This is a genomic window from Nautilia sp. PV-1, from assembly GCF_004006315.1.
GTDB classification, from domain to species: Bacteria; Campylobacterota; Campylobacteria; order Campylobacterales; family Nautiliaceae; genus Nautilia; species Nautilia profundicola_A.
This window is the reverse complement of sequence record NZ_CP026530.1, coordinates 839,050-854,146: the sequence shown is the minus strand read 5'-3', so window position 1 is coordinate 854,146 and position 15,097 is coordinate 839,050. Positions and strand designations below refer to the sequence as shown.

The following is a 15,097-nucleotide window of genomic DNA, read 5'->3' as shown; positions in this document are numbered from 1 at the left end:
TTATTCCTTTATTTCATAACCGTTTCTGCTGATTTTAGCTTGATAAAGTGCATGATCGGCTCTTTTGATAATTTCTTCAAACGTATCGCCTTTTTTATGTTGTGTAATACCTACAGATACTGTAACTTTAATCAAATCTTCTTTATATTTTAAAAGCGTACTTTCAATTTTATGAACGATTCTCTCAATGATTGGCTTTACATGAGCCATTGTCATTCTGTTGAAGATAATAACAAATTCGTCTCCGCCGTATCTGTAAATTTTATTTTCTTTTCTTATCATTTTTTTGATAATATTGGCTATTTTAATCAAAACAAAATCACCGACTAAATGGCCATATTTATCGTTAATATCTTTAAAATGGTCCAAATCGACTATCGCAATTACCAAATCAAGGTTTTTATCTTTTCCTTTTTCGAGTATTTCGTTTAAGTCTTTATTTAACGCTTTTCTGTTATAAACCTTTGTTAAAGGATCTATTAAAAGCTCTTTATATGCTTTATCCAGCTCTACTTCAAGTTCATGAACAGTTGATTCGAGTCTGTTGATTTTTTGCAGCAGTCCTGAGCTGAACTGCATGATAGCTTCTTTGATATCATCTATCTGCAAAGGAGCAACTTCTTCTATAAGGCTTTCTGAGTCCTGCTTGATCTCTTTTGAAACGTTGCTGACTTCTTTTATCGTTTTAACAGTTTTGCTGAGTATTACTTCATTAAGGTCCGGTTCTACACACATGAGTTTAGGATTGAGTTCTTCAAAAATCCCTTCCTGTTTGACTAAAGATATGAAAACATTCTTATAGTATAGAGGATACGGGGGTTTATGAGCTTTTTTCAACTCTTCCATTGCTTTTTCGGAAATTTTTATAATTATTTCTTCCATTCTTAAACCTTTTTTGTTATTATCGGAAAAAACCAAATTTAATGAATTATACAAAATTATTTGAAAAAAAGGAGTAATTTTGAGATTAACAAAAGAAAAAGCCGTTGAATTGATTAAAAATGAAGACCTGATTACACTTGGTGAAATGGCTTTGGCTAAAAAAAGAGAACTTCATCCCAAAAAAATAACCACATTTATTGTAGACAGAAATATAAACTATACAAACATGTGCTGGGTAGATTGTAAATTCTGCGCTTTTTACAGACACAAAAAAGACAAAGACGCTTATGTGCTTAGTTTCGAAGAAATAGATAAAAAAATTGATGAACTTATTGAAATAGGAGGGACACAGATACTCTTTCAGGGCGGTGTTCATCCTAATCTCAAAATAGATTTTTACGAAGATCTTGTAGAGCACATCCATAAAAAATATCCGCAAATTACTATACACGGGTTTTCTGCGCCTGAAATTGACTATATTGCAAAAATATCAAAAATATCTATTAAAGAAGTGCTTGAGAGATTAAAGGAAAAAGGATTAAGCTCAATTCCAGGTGCAGGAGCCGAAATATTAAGCGACAGGGTAAGAGATATAATAGCTCCAAGAAAAATCGATACCTCTAAATGGCTTGAAATTCATAAAACGGCTCACCAGATTGGTATGAAAACAACAGCCACAATGATGTTCGGAACAGTGGAAACTATTGAAGAAATCGTCGAACACTGGAATCTTATCAGAGAACTGCAGGATGAAACCGGAGGATTCAGAGCATTTATTATGTGGAGTTTTCAGCCTTACAATACGGCACTTTACAATGAAGGAATCGTAACTAAAAAAACATCCTCAAACAGATATTTAAGATATCTGGCCGTTGCCAGACTTTTCTTGGATAATTTCAAAAACATACAATCCAGCTGGGTTACACAGGGAAGCTATATCGGTCAGCTTGCACTGCAATACGGGGCAAACGATTTGGGATCCACCATGATGGAAGAAAATGTTGTAAGAAGCGCCGGGGCACAGAATGCCATGAATCAGCAGGAAATGATAGAACTGATAAAAGACGTGGGGGAAATCCCGGCTAAAAGAAATACGGCATACGAAATTTTAGAAATATTTGACTAAGGGCACTCAGGTTCAAACAGTGTGAGCCTGCGGCTTAGCTGTCCGAATTTCCATTCCCTTCTTGATTCTTTAACAAGATTTTTGTCTATATTTGTTATTAAAAGCTCTTCTTTGTTTCCAAGTGAATTTATAAGCTCGCCGTCAGGACTCACTACAAAACTTTCACCGTAAAACTCCCATTCGTTCCAGTTGCCTACTCTGTTTACGCGGGCTACATATACGTTTTTTATGAATGCAAACGTTTTCAAAAGTTCAAACCATCTTTTTGACGAATTAAACGTTCCTACACTCGGAACAATAACCACATCGGCTTTTTTTTCTGAAAAATAATCCCAATATTTGCTGAAGTGGGCTTCAAAACCAAACATTGCCCCTACTCTTATATTACCGATAGAAAAAATAAGAGGTTTTGATTCTTTTTTCTCAAAAAAGGAATCTTCATTCCAGTGGGGATAAGGCATTAAAATCTGCTGGTAATAAAACCTTGCCTTGCCTTTTTGAAATCTGACAAGAGATTTATATTTTTTCCCGCTTTTTACAATAATCAAAGGTGCTATTATAGTGATGTTATATACCAAAGAAAGTTTTTTTAACAGCTTAAGCTGATGATTGGACTGCTCTTTAATGAAATTAACCGGAATTTTTTCAAGCTCTTTAAAAAATCTGTTTAAAACATATTCGGGCAAAACAAACAGCTTAGCGCCTTCGGTTTTGGCGATATTTAAATAATAATTCAGTTTGGCTTTGTCAAAAGGCAGTTCGGCGCTTTGAAGAATCGCAATTTTCATTTTACTTCTTGAAACTGCAGTTTGGCTTCTTCAATCATTTTTGTCGCCTCTTCTAAAAGCTTGACGCCTTTTTTATAAAACTCCATAGCTTCATGCAGAGTTATTTCCGGATCATTCAGCTTTTCAAGAAGTTTTTTGGCTTCATTTAGCTTTTTTTCAAAATCCTGCATTAATACTCCTTCAAAATTCAATATTTTATTAAATTCTATTTTTTATATTTACCTTCAAGTATGTCACTGATAATATAATCAAATTTATCCAGTTCAACCAAAAAACTGTCATGCCCGTAATCGCTGTTTATTTCAAAATAATTACATCTGCCGCCGACTTTGTCCATATAGTTTTTAATCTCTTTCATTTCTTCCGGAAAAAACAGAGTATCTCCGCTAAAAGATATTAGATGAAGTTTATCAGAAATATGTGAAAAAGCGTCTTCCAGTGAATTAAAACCTCTGCTTATGTCAAATAACGAAATGGCTTTTAAAATATATATGTAGCTTAACGGATCAAACCATTTAGGGAACATCGCTCCGTTGTATTCAAGGTAGCTCTCAACCTGAAATCTTCCGAAAAGTTCAAACATACCGTCCGTTTTGACATATTCTCTTCCGAATTTTCTTTCGAACGTTTTTGGAGATATATAATTTAGATAACCGATCATTCTAGCAGCGGCAAGACCTTTTAATCCTTTTTCTTTAATTGTTTTCGGATCATAATTGCCGTTTTTGAATTCACTGTCTGCCCTGATTGCTTCCATCATGGATTTATTAATGGCAATTACGTAAGGTTTTGTCTGATACGTTGTGGCTATAGGAATAATGTTTTCACAAAAGCCTGGGAAATCCACGGCAAAACGTAAAGCCTGCATACCGCCCATACTGCCGCCGACAATAGCCTTTAAATGTCTGATACCCAAAGAATCAAGCAGGATTTTCTGCGCTTTTACCATATCTTTAATGGTTATTACAGGAAATTTGAGTCTGTATCTTTCACTGCTTCCCGGCTGTATCGGTGACATCGGAGAGGTTGAGCCGAAACAGCTGCCGATGACATTGGTGGAAATAACAAAATATTTGGTTGTATCTATAGCTTTACCGTCGCCTATAAGTCCGTCCCACCAGCCAGGTTTTCTGTCTCCCTCATACATTCCGGCAGCATGGTGAGAACCGGAAAGAGCGTGGGTTATAAGAACGACATTGTCTTTTTCTTCATTAAGTTCGCCATACGTTTCATAAATTATCTGCCACGGCTCAAGTATACGTCCGCTTTCTAAATATAAAGGCTTAGTAAATTTGGCTGTTTTAGTTTCAATTTTCATATTGGCCTTTTTTCATGTAATTTTATCATATTAACTCGTCTAAAGGTTTCGGTTTGCAAAAATAAAATCCCTGAAACTCATCAATTCCTATTTTTTTTAGTATTTCAAACTTTTCTTTATCGCTTACAAATTCTGCTATGGTTTTTATATTAAATTTATTGGCAAATTCGACAATAAATTTTACTATTTCATAATACATTACATTATTGATGTTTTTTATTAAAAATGCGTCAAGTTTTAAATAATCCGGTTTAAGATAAAGTATATTGATAAGATTTGAATATCCGCTTCCGAAATCGTCTATTGCAATTTTTACGCCGTCTCTTTTAACGTGTGTTATAAATTCAATAACTTTGTCAAACTGTTCAATACTTTCCGTTTCTAGTATTTCAAACACTATATTTGATATCTGGTGTTTTTCCAACAGAGAATAAATAAATTTTTTCGTTTTTTCATTTGAAATATCCATATATGAAAGATTTATAGACACCGGAATTCCGTTGAATTTATCCATATTTTCAAAAACTTTTTTTATCATAATTCTTGAAAAAGCGTTATAAAGTTTAAATTCTTTTATCAAATCCATAAATTCCGCAGGAGAAATTATTCTGTTTTCGTATTTGATTCTCATTAAAGATTCATATTTTATAACTTCTCCGTTTTTATTCACTATACACTGATAATAAGGAATTATGTCTTCGTTTTCCAATACGACAAGCAGCTGCTGCAGTTTTTGAAGTCTTTCTTTTTGTGCTTCTTGAATGGCTTCGTCATATATCTTATATTTAAGTATTTTGTCTTTGTAAGCCAGCTTCAGTGCTGTTTCCGCAGTTTCAAGAAGCTTTCCTTTCATAAAGCTGGCTCCGACTGAAAAATTGATTTTTATATCGTTATATTTAATATCCATTCTGACAATTTCTTTTAAATCTTCTTCTTTAACGATATAAGTCAAGCCTATGGCAAACTCGTCGCTTCCTATTCTGTATACATTTTTGTATTTTTTAGTAAGTTCTTTTGCAATAAGCACCAATATCTCATCACCTGTTTCATATCCGAATATATCGTTTAAATCGGAAAAATCATCTATATCAATTAAACATACCGATTTATAATTTTCAATATCTTCAATCAGTTTATTTCTGTTAGGCAGACATGTGAGCCTGTCGTAATAAACCCTTTTCATAAGTTCTTTTTGGGACTGTTCATAGTTGTTTTTAAGTTTTTCATACTGTGAAATAGTCTGTTTCATGATTTTTTTGGAAATAAGATATGCAATAAAGAAACTAACCAGTACGAAAAGCAAAAGAAGAACGATAGTAAATGTCAGCAGTTCTTTAACGTCATTAATAATATCTTCCTGTATAGACTTAATGTCTTTCATAACCTGCGAATAATAAAACCCTTTTACAAAAACGTAATTATAAGGTCTGTAAATCGTAAAATATGAAAATTTTTCTTCTTCGAGACCGGTTTTTGGATTTTTATAATAGTAGCTGATAAAACATCCGTTTTTTCGTTTAAGACAGTTAAAATACTCTCTTTTATAATACTTGCCTTTAATATCGGATTTGTCCAGGTCCAGCTCTTTGCCTATCAAAGACGTAATAGGATGGTATATAATTACTCCGAATTTTCCTTTTTTGGCAAACCAGTTTGTAATCTGTCCGATAGCTACATAATTTAATTTGTTTTTTTTGTTTATTGTTTTAATATATTCGACAATTTCATTTTTAATCATATTTCTGATAATTCCAAGCCTGTAAGCCACACCGAACCTGCTGCCGTCAGGAAGTATTTTTTCTACAGAAAGATAATCACTGTTTTTATATTTTGATACCAGATATTTATGTCCGTCGACTTTAATGTAACTTTGATACAGCTCAGGGTATGTTATCTGTTTAGAGATAATATAAAAAAACATATTTCTTGTCGCATGCAGTTTAAAAAACTGCTTGCGGTTGGATTTAAAATTCATTAAGTCTTTTTGAACAAGGTTTAAAATCTCTTTTAGGTCTCTGTTTGCAGTCTGATAAGTCGACACTCTTATCATATTGACGGCATCGATGATAGAATTCATACTGCTTTTTAAAATTTTTTTTCATTATTCAAAACAATATTATTTACTTTCTGAAACTCTTTTTGAGTTAAATCTTCAACAAAAAAAGTATAAAAAATAGTAAAAACTATCAGCCCGAATATAATTAAAAATATAGGTATTAAAAAAATCTGATTAATTAGTTTTCTCAATGGCTTCCTTTAAATCATTAATCAAATCTTCAACGTCTTCAAGTCCGATACTGAGTCTGATTAAACCTTCAGGAACTCCTGCGGCTTCAAGCTCTTCATGCGAAAGCTGCTGATGAGTTGTACTGGCCGGATGTGTTGCAAGAGATTTGCTGTCTCCAATATTTGTGACAAGCGAAAAAATTTTAAGTTTTTTAACTATATTTTTTGCCGTTTCGTAATCAGATACTTCAAAACTTACTATTCCACCCGCATATTTTAAATATTTTTCGGCATAAGGATAATTAGGATCAGACTTTAGCAGCGGATAGTTTACTTTGTTAATTTTAGGATGAGAAGATAAAAATTCTGCAATTTTAAGAGCATTTTTTGAATGTTCTTTTATTCTAAGGTGCAGATGTTCAAGTCCCTGCAGAAGAAGCCATGAATTAAACGGTGAAATAACCGCTCCGTAATCTCTTAAAAGAGCCAGTCTGGCTCTTGAAATAAAAGGATTATCAAATTTTTCATTATATACAAGACCGTGATAACTTTCATCCGGTTCGTTAAATTGCGAATATCTATCGGTTTTAAGCTTATCTTTGGCAAAAGGAGCTTCTATGATACAGCCGGCTATTGCGCTTCCGTTTCCGACAATATATTTACTTGCACTGTGTACTACAATGTCTACACCGAGTTCTACAGGTTTGATTCCGTATGGAGTGGCAATTGTATTGTCGCATATTACAATAACTCCGTGTTTTTTTGCAATTTCGGTTATTTTACCGAAATCAGGCACAGTCAACGCAGGATTTGCAACACTTTCTATTAATATCAGTTTTGTTTTCTCATCAATCAGTTCATCAAGTTTTTCCGGAGTGTGTACATTGAAATATTTTGCGCTTATTCCAAACTGTTTTAAAGTCTGTGTATTTAATGTAATACTTCCTCCGTAGAGTTTATCGGAAATAATTACATTATCGCCGCTTTGTACAAGGTTTGCTATAGAATAAAATATCGCAGCCATACCGCTGGCGGTTGCCAATGCGTCTATTCCTCTTTCAAGTGCAGAAATTCTTTTTTCAAACACTCTTGTCGTAGGATTTCCTATTCTTGTATAAATATTGCCTTCTTCTTGCAGATCAAAAAGTCTTGCGGCGTGATCGGTATCTTCATATTCATACGCAGTCGTCATATAAATCGGCACCTGCATTGTTTTTTGTTTATCTTTTTCATATCCGAAATGCAGTGCTAAAGTGGCGTCTTTCATAAAAAAATCCTTTTTGATAAAATTACCATAATTATACCAAAGGATAAAAATGGAAGATAAAGTTTTCAGCAAACCTATCGAAAAACAGTTTGAATTCGACGAGGAAGTTGCCAGTGTTTTTGACGATATGTTAAACAGAAGCGTACCTTTTTATAAAGAAAATCTGAATCTGCAGATTGATATCTTAGAAAAATTCCTCCAAAACGGAGATAAAGTAATAGATTTAGGCAGTTCCACCGGTACATTTTTAATTGAACTTTCAAAAAAGAAAAAGAATTTAAAACTGATAGGAATTGACAACTCGGTTGCTATGATTAAAAGAGCAAAAAACAAAGCAAAAGCCTTCGGATCTGAAGTCGAATTTGTAAACAGCGACTTTTTAAAGTACGATCTTTCAGGAGCCAAAGCCATAATAGCAAACTACACCGTTCAGTTTGTAAGACCTCTAAAACGGGAAAAACTTATAAAAAGAATATATGATTCGCTTGAAAACGGCGGAATTTTTTTAATGAGCGAAAAACTGATTACAGAAAATAAAAAATTAAATAAAACAATGATTGACATATATTATGAATATAAAAAGAAAATGGGTTACAGCGAATTTGAAATAGCCCAAAAAAGAGAAGCACTTGAAAACGTACTTATTCCTTATACTATGCAGGAAAATATTGAAATGCTGAAAAACGCAGGATTTAAAGAAACGGAAGTAATATTCAGATGGAACAACTTTGCCACATTTATAGCGTTTAAATAATTAACCCTCTTTGGAGTTAAAATTTATAGAAACGCTGCCTAATACTTCAAATTTGGCGTTAGGATCTATTTCCGCGTGTGAGAGCACCACTACGTCAACACCGAATCTTTCAAGAATCTCTGCAAGAGGTTTTCTTATTAACGGATCCACGATTAGTACGACAGGAGCAATGCCTTTATTAAGTATTTCTGCAGCGGCGTTGCTTATTTCTTCAACCAGCTTATTCATTTCCGCCACGGTCAGAATAAACTGTTTCTGCTCACCCTGCTGCTGAAGTTTGTTCATCAGATACTGTTCTGTCTGAGTGTCAAACGTTATCAGTTTAAGTGTGCCGTCTTCACTTTCATAAAGCTTGGTTATTACACGGCTCAGTGAGCTTCTTACATGTTCTACTATTACGTCTATGTTTTTAGTGTATTCGGCAATGTCCGCGATCGTTTCAAGTATCGTAATCATATCTTTAATAGGGATTTTTTCATGTAAAAGAGCTTTTAAAACCCTTTGAATAAGACCAATGTTTGCTACTTTCATTGCGTCGTCAACAATAGCCGGGAAATCTTTTTTTACTCTGTCAAGCAGGGCCTGTACATCCTGTCTGGTTAGCAGCTCTTCGGCATATTTTTTAATTATTTCGCTTATATGGGTAACTATTACGGTTGACGCGTCAACAACGGTGTAACCGTTCATTAAAGCTTCTTCTTTTTTCTCTTCGTCTATCCAGATAGCGTCTATTCCGAATGCCGGCTCTTTTACTTTTTCGCCCTCTATCTCTTCAATAACCATAGGCGTTGACATTGCCAGATATTTGTCAGGGAAAATCTCTCCTTTTGCGACTTCTACGCCTTTAAGAAGTATCTGATACTCCGTAGGTTTTAAATGCAGATTGTCTTTAATTCTGATTTGAGGAACTAAAAATCCGAAATCCTGGGCAATTTTTTTACGCATTGTTTTTATTCTGTCAAGAAGGTCTCCTCCCTGGTTCGGATCGGCTATTTTTATAAGCTGATATCCGATATCAAGCTCCAAAAGTTCCACTTTTAGTATATCTTCAAGCACTTTTTCTTCTTCTTTTGCGAGCTCTTCAGGAGACTTTTTAGGTTTTTGCTCTTCTTCTTTGGCGGCTTCTTTTTCTTTTTGAGTTTTAGGTTTAGGAGGTGATTTTTTCTTAAATTTGGCAATTAAGGACTGAATCGGATCGACACCTTTTTCGCTTTCCATCATTAAATAACCGGTAATTAAAAACACAGAACCCACAAAAATCATGCTTCCAGTAGGAAATCCTGGGATAAATGCCATAAAAAAGAGAATAGTGCCTACTATTATCACTACCTTATAATCTCTGATAAGCTGCTTGATAACACCTTCGGCAAAATTTGTTTCATCTTTTGTAGCACGCGTAATGATAATACCGGTAGCGGTAGACACCATTAATGCGGGTATCTGTCCCACAAGACCGTCACCTACGGTTAATATCGTATATGTTGACGCCGCCTGGGCCAAATCCATTCCCTGCTGGAATACACCGATCATAAATCCGGCGATAATATTTACAAGTGTAATAATAATACCTGCGATTGCGTCACCTTTTACGAATTTGCTGGCACCGTCCATCGCCCCGTAAAAGTTGGCTTCCTGGATAAGCTCCGCTCTTCTTCTTTTAGCTTCCGCCTCGTCTATTAGTCCTGCGTTTAAATCCGCGTCTATCGCCATCTGTTTACCCGGCATTGCATCGAGTGTAAATCTTGCAGCAACTTCGGCAACCCTGGTAGAACCCTGTGTAATAACCATAAAATTGATAATCACCAGAATAATAAAAACTATAATTCCGATTACGTAGTTTCCTCCCACAACGAAATTACCGAATGCCGTAATAATTTTCGACACGGCGTCGGGTCCTTCGTAACCTTTAGACAAAATCATTCTTGTTGTTGCCACGTTCAACGAAAGCCTGTATAACGTAACAATTAATATAATAGTCGGAAACGTTGTGAAATCAGTAGGTTTTGGAATATATAAACTTAATAACAGTATAAGTACGCCCACAGATAATGAAATAGTTAAGAAAAAATCGAGTATACCGCTAGGAAGCGGTACTATAATGATTAAGAGTATTGCAAAAACAAATGCAACAACACCTAAATCGGTAATTTCGCTAAATACTTTTAATGAGTTTTTAACTTTATTTATCAGATTTCATCCTTATTACGTCGTCTAGCGTATAATGCTGTATTATTTTTAAAAATTCGTCTTCAAGAAAAGAAAAGAAAGGTCTGATAGAACATATGCTTGCCCTTCCCCTCATACAGTCTTTAGGATCACTGGAGCAATAAAACACAAGAGAATTTTTATCTTCCATAACTCTAAAGATATCTATAATTTTAATTTCTTTAGGATCTCTGGCTAAAATAAATCCTCCGTGTATACCTTTAAAAGATTTAACAAAACCTTTTCTAGAAAGTGTCTGTAAAAGTTTTGCCAAAAAAGGTTTTGGTAATTCTGTAATTTCAGCCAAGTGTGTAACATCAACCGGTTTGTCGAATTTTGACAGTTCAACCAGTGCGTGTAATGTATATGCGGTAGATTTAGTAAACAGCAACTTTCATCCTTTTTGTAAAATTATACACAAATTATCTTTTTTAGTTAAACTTTATTGTAAAAATTGCACCGTTTTTTGCATTTGAAGCTTCAAGTTTGCCGTTAAAATATTTTTCAATAATTGTTTTTGACATATATAGCCCTATCCCGCTTCCTTTTACCTCTTTTGTCGTAAAATAAGGATCAAAAATTTTATACATAATTTTTTCGTCAATTCCTCCGCCGTTGTCTTTTATAGATACTGTTTTGTTTTTTGAATCAATAACAATTTCAATTTCACCTTTTTGAACACCGTTTTCTTCAATTGCGTCTTTTGCGTTGGAAATTAAATTCAGCAGTACCTGCTGAAACTGCGTTTTACTTCCGTATACTTTAAAATCGTCCCCGTTTATTTTTACTTCTATATTTTTTGATTTCAGCTGTTCGTTAATTAATTTTAACGTATCTTCAAGCGCAACTTTTATGCTAAATAGAGTTTTTTTATTGTCATCTTTAAAGAAATTTCTGAAATCATCAATAGTAGAACTCATAAAAAATATTGTTTTCATGTTTTTTTCCACGAATTCGTCAAGTGCGTCTTCATCACATCCGTGTTCTTCCACATATTCGGGAAGCAGCTGAAGATTTATGGCCAGCGTATTAAGCGGCTGTCTCCACTGGTGGGCGATGGCGCCGATCATTTCACCCATTGCGGCAAGTCTCGTCTGGTGTGCAAGTATCTGATCTTTTTTTGATATTTCATCAACAGCTTTTTGAACTCTGTATTCCAATGACTGGTTTAATTCTCTTATCTTTTCGTTGTACTGTCTTAATTTTCTGTTTTTAAACGCCAATACAATCAAAAATATTAAAATCACACCAATAACAGCGATAAACGTAACAATCCACTCTTTGTATATCTCCCAGAAAGTAGTAGGCTTATTTACATATATTGCGTTTTTGTAACCGAGCGAATAAGCGTCTATTCCGAATTTTTCCAGATTCTTTACGTTTAAATACATTTTATTTGCTTTTTCGAATGTATAAGGAATGTGTTCAATCGGAACGCCCTGAAGATATTCAAGCACTTTTTTAGCCACTTCTTCACCCTGTGAAAAGGCATCAGTAACTTTACCGCCTACGATATTCGTATTAGGAATATTTACGAATATATCTGTATGAACAATTATCGGATCATTGTAAACCTTTGATATCATCTGGGATGCTATGACATAATTTACATGTTTGCCGTTTAAATGATAGCTTGAAGGAGTTAAAAGCATCATTACTGAATTTTTATGATAGTTTTTCAGTTTATTTAAAACTTCGTTCAGGTCTTTTGTGTTTATAACTATAAATTTGATATTTTTAATGTGTTTAAAAGCATTTAGATACTGTTTTACAACCAGTGTACCTGAAATGGATGCGTCAGATACGATATATACGTATTTTAGATCTTTTTTTATTTTTTCTGCAAATTTTAGATTTTCAAGAGGCTCTTTTTTTTCAAATACACCGGTATATATGTATTTGTCCAATATGTCCGCAAGACTAAGGTTGTTTACTCCGCAAAAGAAAACTTTGGCATTTTTAAAAAGACCGTCGTTTTTGTATTTTCTTACGAAATTTAATGCATTGTCGTCGGTCGTTATGATAATATCGAATTTGATACCTTTGTATTTATTATTTAAATAATTGTAATAATTATACATTCTTATCGGATTAGGTCTGAAGATTTTTGTATCCATAAATTCTATATATTTTTTTAAGTCTTTTTTACCCCTAAGGGTTTTAAGAATACCTTCAAGCTCTCCTTTAGTCCAGGCAAGCTGTATGGAATATGAGTTTAAAATCAGTACGTTTTTTGCAAAAAGCGACATTACTAAAAATAAAACGGTAATTAATATTCTCATATTTACACTCCGGTTATAAAACTGATGCTAATTTTATCGTAAACAGACATAAATGTAAATTTGCTTTTTTTACAAAAAAGATGTATACTTTCATTTCAATTCAATGAAAATTGAAAATTTACCAATCAGGAGGCTGACATGGCTTTGGATTCGGCGAAAAAAAGAGAAATTATCGCTAAATTCGGAAATGATGAAAAAGATACTGGAAGTCCTGCGGTTCAAATCGCATTATTGACTGAAAGAATCAATGAAATCAACGAACATTTACAAACACACAAACACGATCACTCAAGCAGATTAGGTTTACTTAAATTAGTTGGACAAAGAAAAAGATTAATGAGATACTTAAAAAGAAAAGATCACGACAAATATCTTGAAGTGATTACAGCTCTTAATCTTAGAGATAGAGTTTAATCTCTATTTCTTTTTTTATATCACCTTTAGGTGTCTGTCACTGATTTACACCTTCCGTTTTCCACATTTTTATTTTAAATAACATTTAGTTTATTTATTAAGAGCTTTTTTTTCGAGTTTATCAAGTTCGTCTTTAAAAGTAATATTTTTGGGCAATATACTTCCGTGGTAATAATCAAAAAGTTTTTTATGTCTGTTTTTATGAAAAAGAATCTTTTCAAAAAATTCAAAACTTTTTTCTTTATTTTGCGCAACTACAAAATTTTCATTAAAAAGCTTCAATGCGGTTAAAAGATCCGATGTGGTTGATTTTGGATTGTTTGCTATTTTTAACAAATCCTCAAGTGTCAGCTCTTTATTTTTATTTGTAGCGGTTTTCTTTTTGTTTTTGTTTTTTCTTGCGAGATAAAAAATTATCAGCAGGCATAAAAACGTGATAATCCCGAGATAAGCCAGAAATGCCAAAGGCGTACTCGGAAAAACATTCCATACTATGTCGCTTACAAAAGAGAAAAAAGAAAGTATTTTTTCTCTCAATTATTTAAGTCTTTCTAAAACTGATTTTTCATGTGCGGTAAGTCCTTCGGTATGGGCAAGCAGCGCACATTCTTCTCCCATTTCTTTTATCGCATCCCTGCTGAATGAAATAATAGATGATTTTTTCATAAATATTTCAACATTCAAAGGAGAATAAAATTTAGCCGTACCGCCGGTCGGAAGGGTGTGGTTAGGCCCCGCTATGTAATCCCCGATAGGTTCCGGAGTATTTTCTCCTAAAAATATGGCACCGGCGTGTTTTATTTTCGGAAGAAGATCAAAAGGATTAGCAGTAACTATTTCCAAATGTTCAGGGGCAATTTCATTCATAAGATCAATTGCTTCTTCTATTGATCCGGCTATTATTATTGCTCCCCTTTCTTCTATAGATTTTCTCGCTATTTCCTCTCTTTCAAGTTCTGCTAAAAACCTGTACACCTCATCTTTTGTTTTTAAAGCCAGCTCTTCAGAATCTGTAATCATTATAGAACTTGCCATTTCATCATGCTCGGCCTGTGAAAGAAGATCTATAGCCATATAATTCGGTTTAGCGGTTTTATCGGCAATAATACCTATTTCGCTAGGTCCAGCAATCATATCTATATTAACTTCCCCGTAAACAAGTTTTTTGGCCGTTGCTACAAATATATTACCGGGACCAGTAATTACATCCACTTTAGGAACTGTTTCGGTTCCGTAAGCCATTGCTGCTATGGCGCTGGCTCCTCCGACTTTAAATGTTTTAGGGCATCCGCATATATATAACGCGCCTAAAAGCAGTTTATTCGGTTTGTTTTCAATAACGGGCGTAGTTACCACTATCTCTTTTACACCAGCTACAATAGCCGGTATAACATTCATCAAAAGAGAACTCGGATAAAAAGCCTTACCTCCGGGAACATACACTCCAGCTCTGTCAACCGGTGTGACTTTCTGACCCAATACCGTGCCGTTGTCTTCAAAAGTCAGCCATGTTTTGGGCATCTGTTTTTCATGATACGATTTTATCCTGTCAAATGCCAGGTGAAGAGCACTTTTTAATTTATCATCTAAGTTTTCGTATGCGTTTTTCATCTCTTCTTCAGAGATTTCAAGTTCTCTATCCGTTTCGGGAGACCATTTGTCAAATTTTGATATATGTCTGAAGAGAGCAATGTTGCCTTCTGTTTTAACTTCGTTTATTATATTTTTAACTATTCCCTCAACATTTTCAATATCCATTTTACCGCGTGTTAATATTTCGTTAAACTCTTTTTCAAACTCTGAAGAAGTTGTTTTTATAATTTTCATAACTTCCC

At 33.9% G+C, this 15,097-nt stretch carries 15 protein-coding genes; 3 read left to right on the top strand and 12 right to left on the bottom strand.

Annotated elements, in window-relative coordinates:
- The gene (locus tag C3L23_RS04605; protein ID WP_127680309.1) at nucleotides 1-882 is read right to left on the bottom strand and encodes a GGDEF domain-containing protein; all 882 of its coding nucleotides are present in this window, start codon (nucleotides 880-882) and stop codon (nucleotides 1-3) included.
- 79 nt (nucleotides 883-961) lie between these two features.
- Between C3L23_RS04605 and C3L23_RS04600 the strand changes: the two genes are divergently transcribed.
- Complete coding sequence (locus tag C3L23_RS04600; protein WP_127680307.1) at nucleotides 962-2,008, top strand: dehypoxanthine futalosine cyclase; 1,047 nt, start codon at nucleotides 962-964, stop codon at nucleotides 2,006-2,008.
- Here the strand turns inward: C3L23_RS04600 and C3L23_RS04595 are convergent.
- Genes C3L23_RS04595 through C3L23_RS04575 form a run of 6 tightly spaced genes read right to left on the bottom strand, consistent with a single transcriptional unit; the run spans nucleotide 2,005 to nucleotide 7,607 of the window.
- Nucleotides 2,005-2,796, bottom strand: a complete 792-nt coding sequence (locus C3L23_RS04595; protein WP_127680305.1) for a carbon-nitrogen hydrolase family protein — start codon at nucleotides 2,794-2,796, stop codon at nucleotides 2,005-2,007. The genes C3L23_RS04600 and C3L23_RS04595 overlap by 4 nt on opposite strands.
- On the bottom strand, nucleotides 2,793-2,966 hold the full coding sequence (xseB, locus tag C3L23_RS04590; RefSeq protein WP_127680303.1) for an exodeoxyribonuclease VII small subunit: 174 nt from the start codon (nucleotides 2,964-2,966) through the stop codon (nucleotides 2,793-2,795). The genes C3L23_RS04595 and xseB overlap by 4 nt, the downstream gene beginning before the upstream one ends.
- A gap of 35 nt (nucleotides 2,967-3,001) precedes the next feature.
- Nucleotides 3,002-4,114, bottom strand: a complete 1,113-nt coding sequence (locus C3L23_RS04585; RefSeq protein ID WP_127680301.1) for a homoserine O-acetyltransferase — start codon at nucleotides 4,112-4,114, stop codon at nucleotides 3,002-3,004.
- 25 nt (nucleotides 4,115-4,139) lie between these two features.
- Nucleotides 4,140-6,191: an EAL domain-containing protein gene (locus C3L23_RS04580; RefSeq protein ID WP_127680299.1), complete on the bottom strand. Its 2,052-nt coding sequence runs from the start codon at nucleotides 6,189-6,191 to the stop codon at nucleotides 4,140-4,142.
- 8 nt (nucleotides 6,192-6,199) lie between these two features.
- Entirely contained in the window at nucleotides 6,200-6,361 is a 162-nt protein-coding gene (locus C3L23_RS09480) for a hypothetical protein (RefSeq protein WP_168175708.1), read from the bottom strand.
- On the bottom strand, nucleotides 6,345-7,607 hold the full coding sequence (locus tag C3L23_RS04575; RefSeq protein ID WP_127680297.1) for an O-acetylhomoserine aminocarboxypropyltransferase/cysteine synthase family protein: 1,263 nt from the start codon (nucleotides 7,605-7,607) through the stop codon (nucleotides 6,345-6,347). Before C3L23_RS04575 ends, C3L23_RS09480 begins: the two co-directional genes overlap by 17 nt.
- 49 nt (nucleotides 7,608-7,656) lie before the next feature.
- Here C3L23_RS04575 and cmoA point away from each other — a divergent pair, with 49 nt between their 5' ends.
- Nucleotides 7,657-8,361: a carboxy-S-adenosyl-L-methionine synthase CmoA gene (gene cmoA / locus C3L23_RS04570; protein ID WP_127680295.1), complete on the top strand. Its 705-nt coding sequence runs from the start codon at nucleotides 7,657-7,659 to the stop codon at nucleotides 8,359-8,361.
- Here cmoA and flhA read toward each other — a convergent pair whose 3' ends face one another.
- The 3 genes from flhA to C3L23_RS04555 are packed head-to-tail and all read right to left on the bottom strand — an operon-like array spanning nucleotide 8,362 to nucleotide 12,848.
- Entirely contained in the window at nucleotides 8,362-10,551 is a 2,190-nt protein-coding gene (flhA, locus tag C3L23_RS04565) for a flagellar biosynthesis protein FlhA (RefSeq protein WP_127680293.1), read from the bottom strand.
- Nucleotides 10,541-10,957: an Rrf2 family transcriptional regulator gene (locus C3L23_RS04560; protein ID WP_127680291.1), complete on the bottom strand. Its 417-nt coding sequence runs from the start codon at nucleotides 10,955-10,957 to the stop codon at nucleotides 10,541-10,543. The genes flhA and C3L23_RS04560 overlap by 11 nt, the downstream gene beginning before the upstream one ends.
- A gap of 40 nt (nucleotides 10,958-10,997) precedes the next feature.
- On the bottom strand, nucleotides 10,998-12,848 hold the full coding sequence (locus tag C3L23_RS04555; protein ID WP_127680289.1) for a sensor histidine kinase: 1,851 nt from the start codon (nucleotides 12,846-12,848) through the stop codon (nucleotides 10,998-11,000).
- A gap of 138 nt (nucleotides 12,849-12,986) precedes the next feature.
- Between C3L23_RS04555 and rpsO the strand changes: the two genes are divergently transcribed.
- Nucleotides 12,987-13,262: a 30S ribosomal protein S15 gene (rpsO, locus tag C3L23_RS04550; protein WP_127680287.1), complete on the top strand. Its 276-nt coding sequence runs from the start codon at nucleotides 12,987-12,989 to the stop codon at nucleotides 13,260-13,262.
- Nucleotides 13,263-13,352: 90 nt separating this feature from the next.
- Here the strand turns inward: rpsO and C3L23_RS04545 are convergent, their stop codons facing one another.
- Nucleotides 13,353-13,799 carry a hypothetical protein gene (locus tag C3L23_RS04545; protein WP_127680285.1) on the bottom strand — a complete coding sequence of 149 codons (447 nt, stop codon included), beginning with the start codon at nucleotides 13,797-13,799 and terminating at the stop codon, nucleotides 13,353-13,355.
- Entirely contained in the window at nucleotides 13,800-15,089 is a 1,290-nt protein-coding gene (hisD, locus tag C3L23_RS04540) for a histidinol dehydrogenase (RefSeq protein ID WP_127680283.1), read from the bottom strand.
- Between the last annotated feature and the right edge of the window lie 8 nt (nucleotides 15,090-15,097).

Bases quoted from the DNA above. Each gene is read 5' to 3' on its own strand.
- C3L23_RS04605 (WP_127680309.1), bottom strand. From the start codon at position 882: ATGGAAGAAATAATTATAAAAATTTCCGAAAAAGCAATGGAAGAGTTG.
- C3L23_RS04595 (WP_127680305.1), bottom strand. From the start codon at position 2,796: ATGAAAATTGCGATTCTTCAAAGCGCCGAACTGCCTTTTGACAAAGCC.
- xseB (WP_127680303.1), bottom strand. From the start codon at position 2,966: ATGCAGGATTTTGAAAAAAAGCTAAATGAAGCCAAAAAACTTCTTGAA.
- C3L23_RS04585 (WP_127680301.1), bottom strand. From the start codon at position 4,114: ATGAAAATTGAAACTAAAACAGCCAAATTTACTAAGCCTTTATATTTA.
- C3L23_RS04580 (WP_127680299.1), bottom strand. From the start codon at position 6,191: ATGAATTCTATCATCGATGCCGTCAATATGATAAGAGTGTCGACTTAT.
- C3L23_RS04575 (WP_127680297.1), bottom strand. From the start codon at position 7,607: ATGAAAGACGCCACTTTAGCACTGCATTTCGGATATGAAAAAGATAAA.
- cmoA (WP_127680295.1), top strand. From the start codon at position 7,657: ATGGAAGATAAAGTTTTCAGCAAACCTATCGAAAAACAGTTTGAATTC.
- C3L23_RS04555 (WP_127680289.1), bottom strand. From the start codon at position 12,848: ATGAGAATATTAATTACCGTTTTATTTTTAGTAATGTCGCTTTTTGCA.
- rpsO (WP_127680287.1), top strand. From the start codon at position 12,987: ATGGCTTTGGATTCGGCGAAAAAAAGAGAAATTATCGCTAAATTCGGA.
- hisD (WP_127680283.1), bottom strand. From the start codon at position 15,089: ATGAAAATTATAAAAACAACTTCTTCAGAGTTTGAAAAAGAGTTTAAC.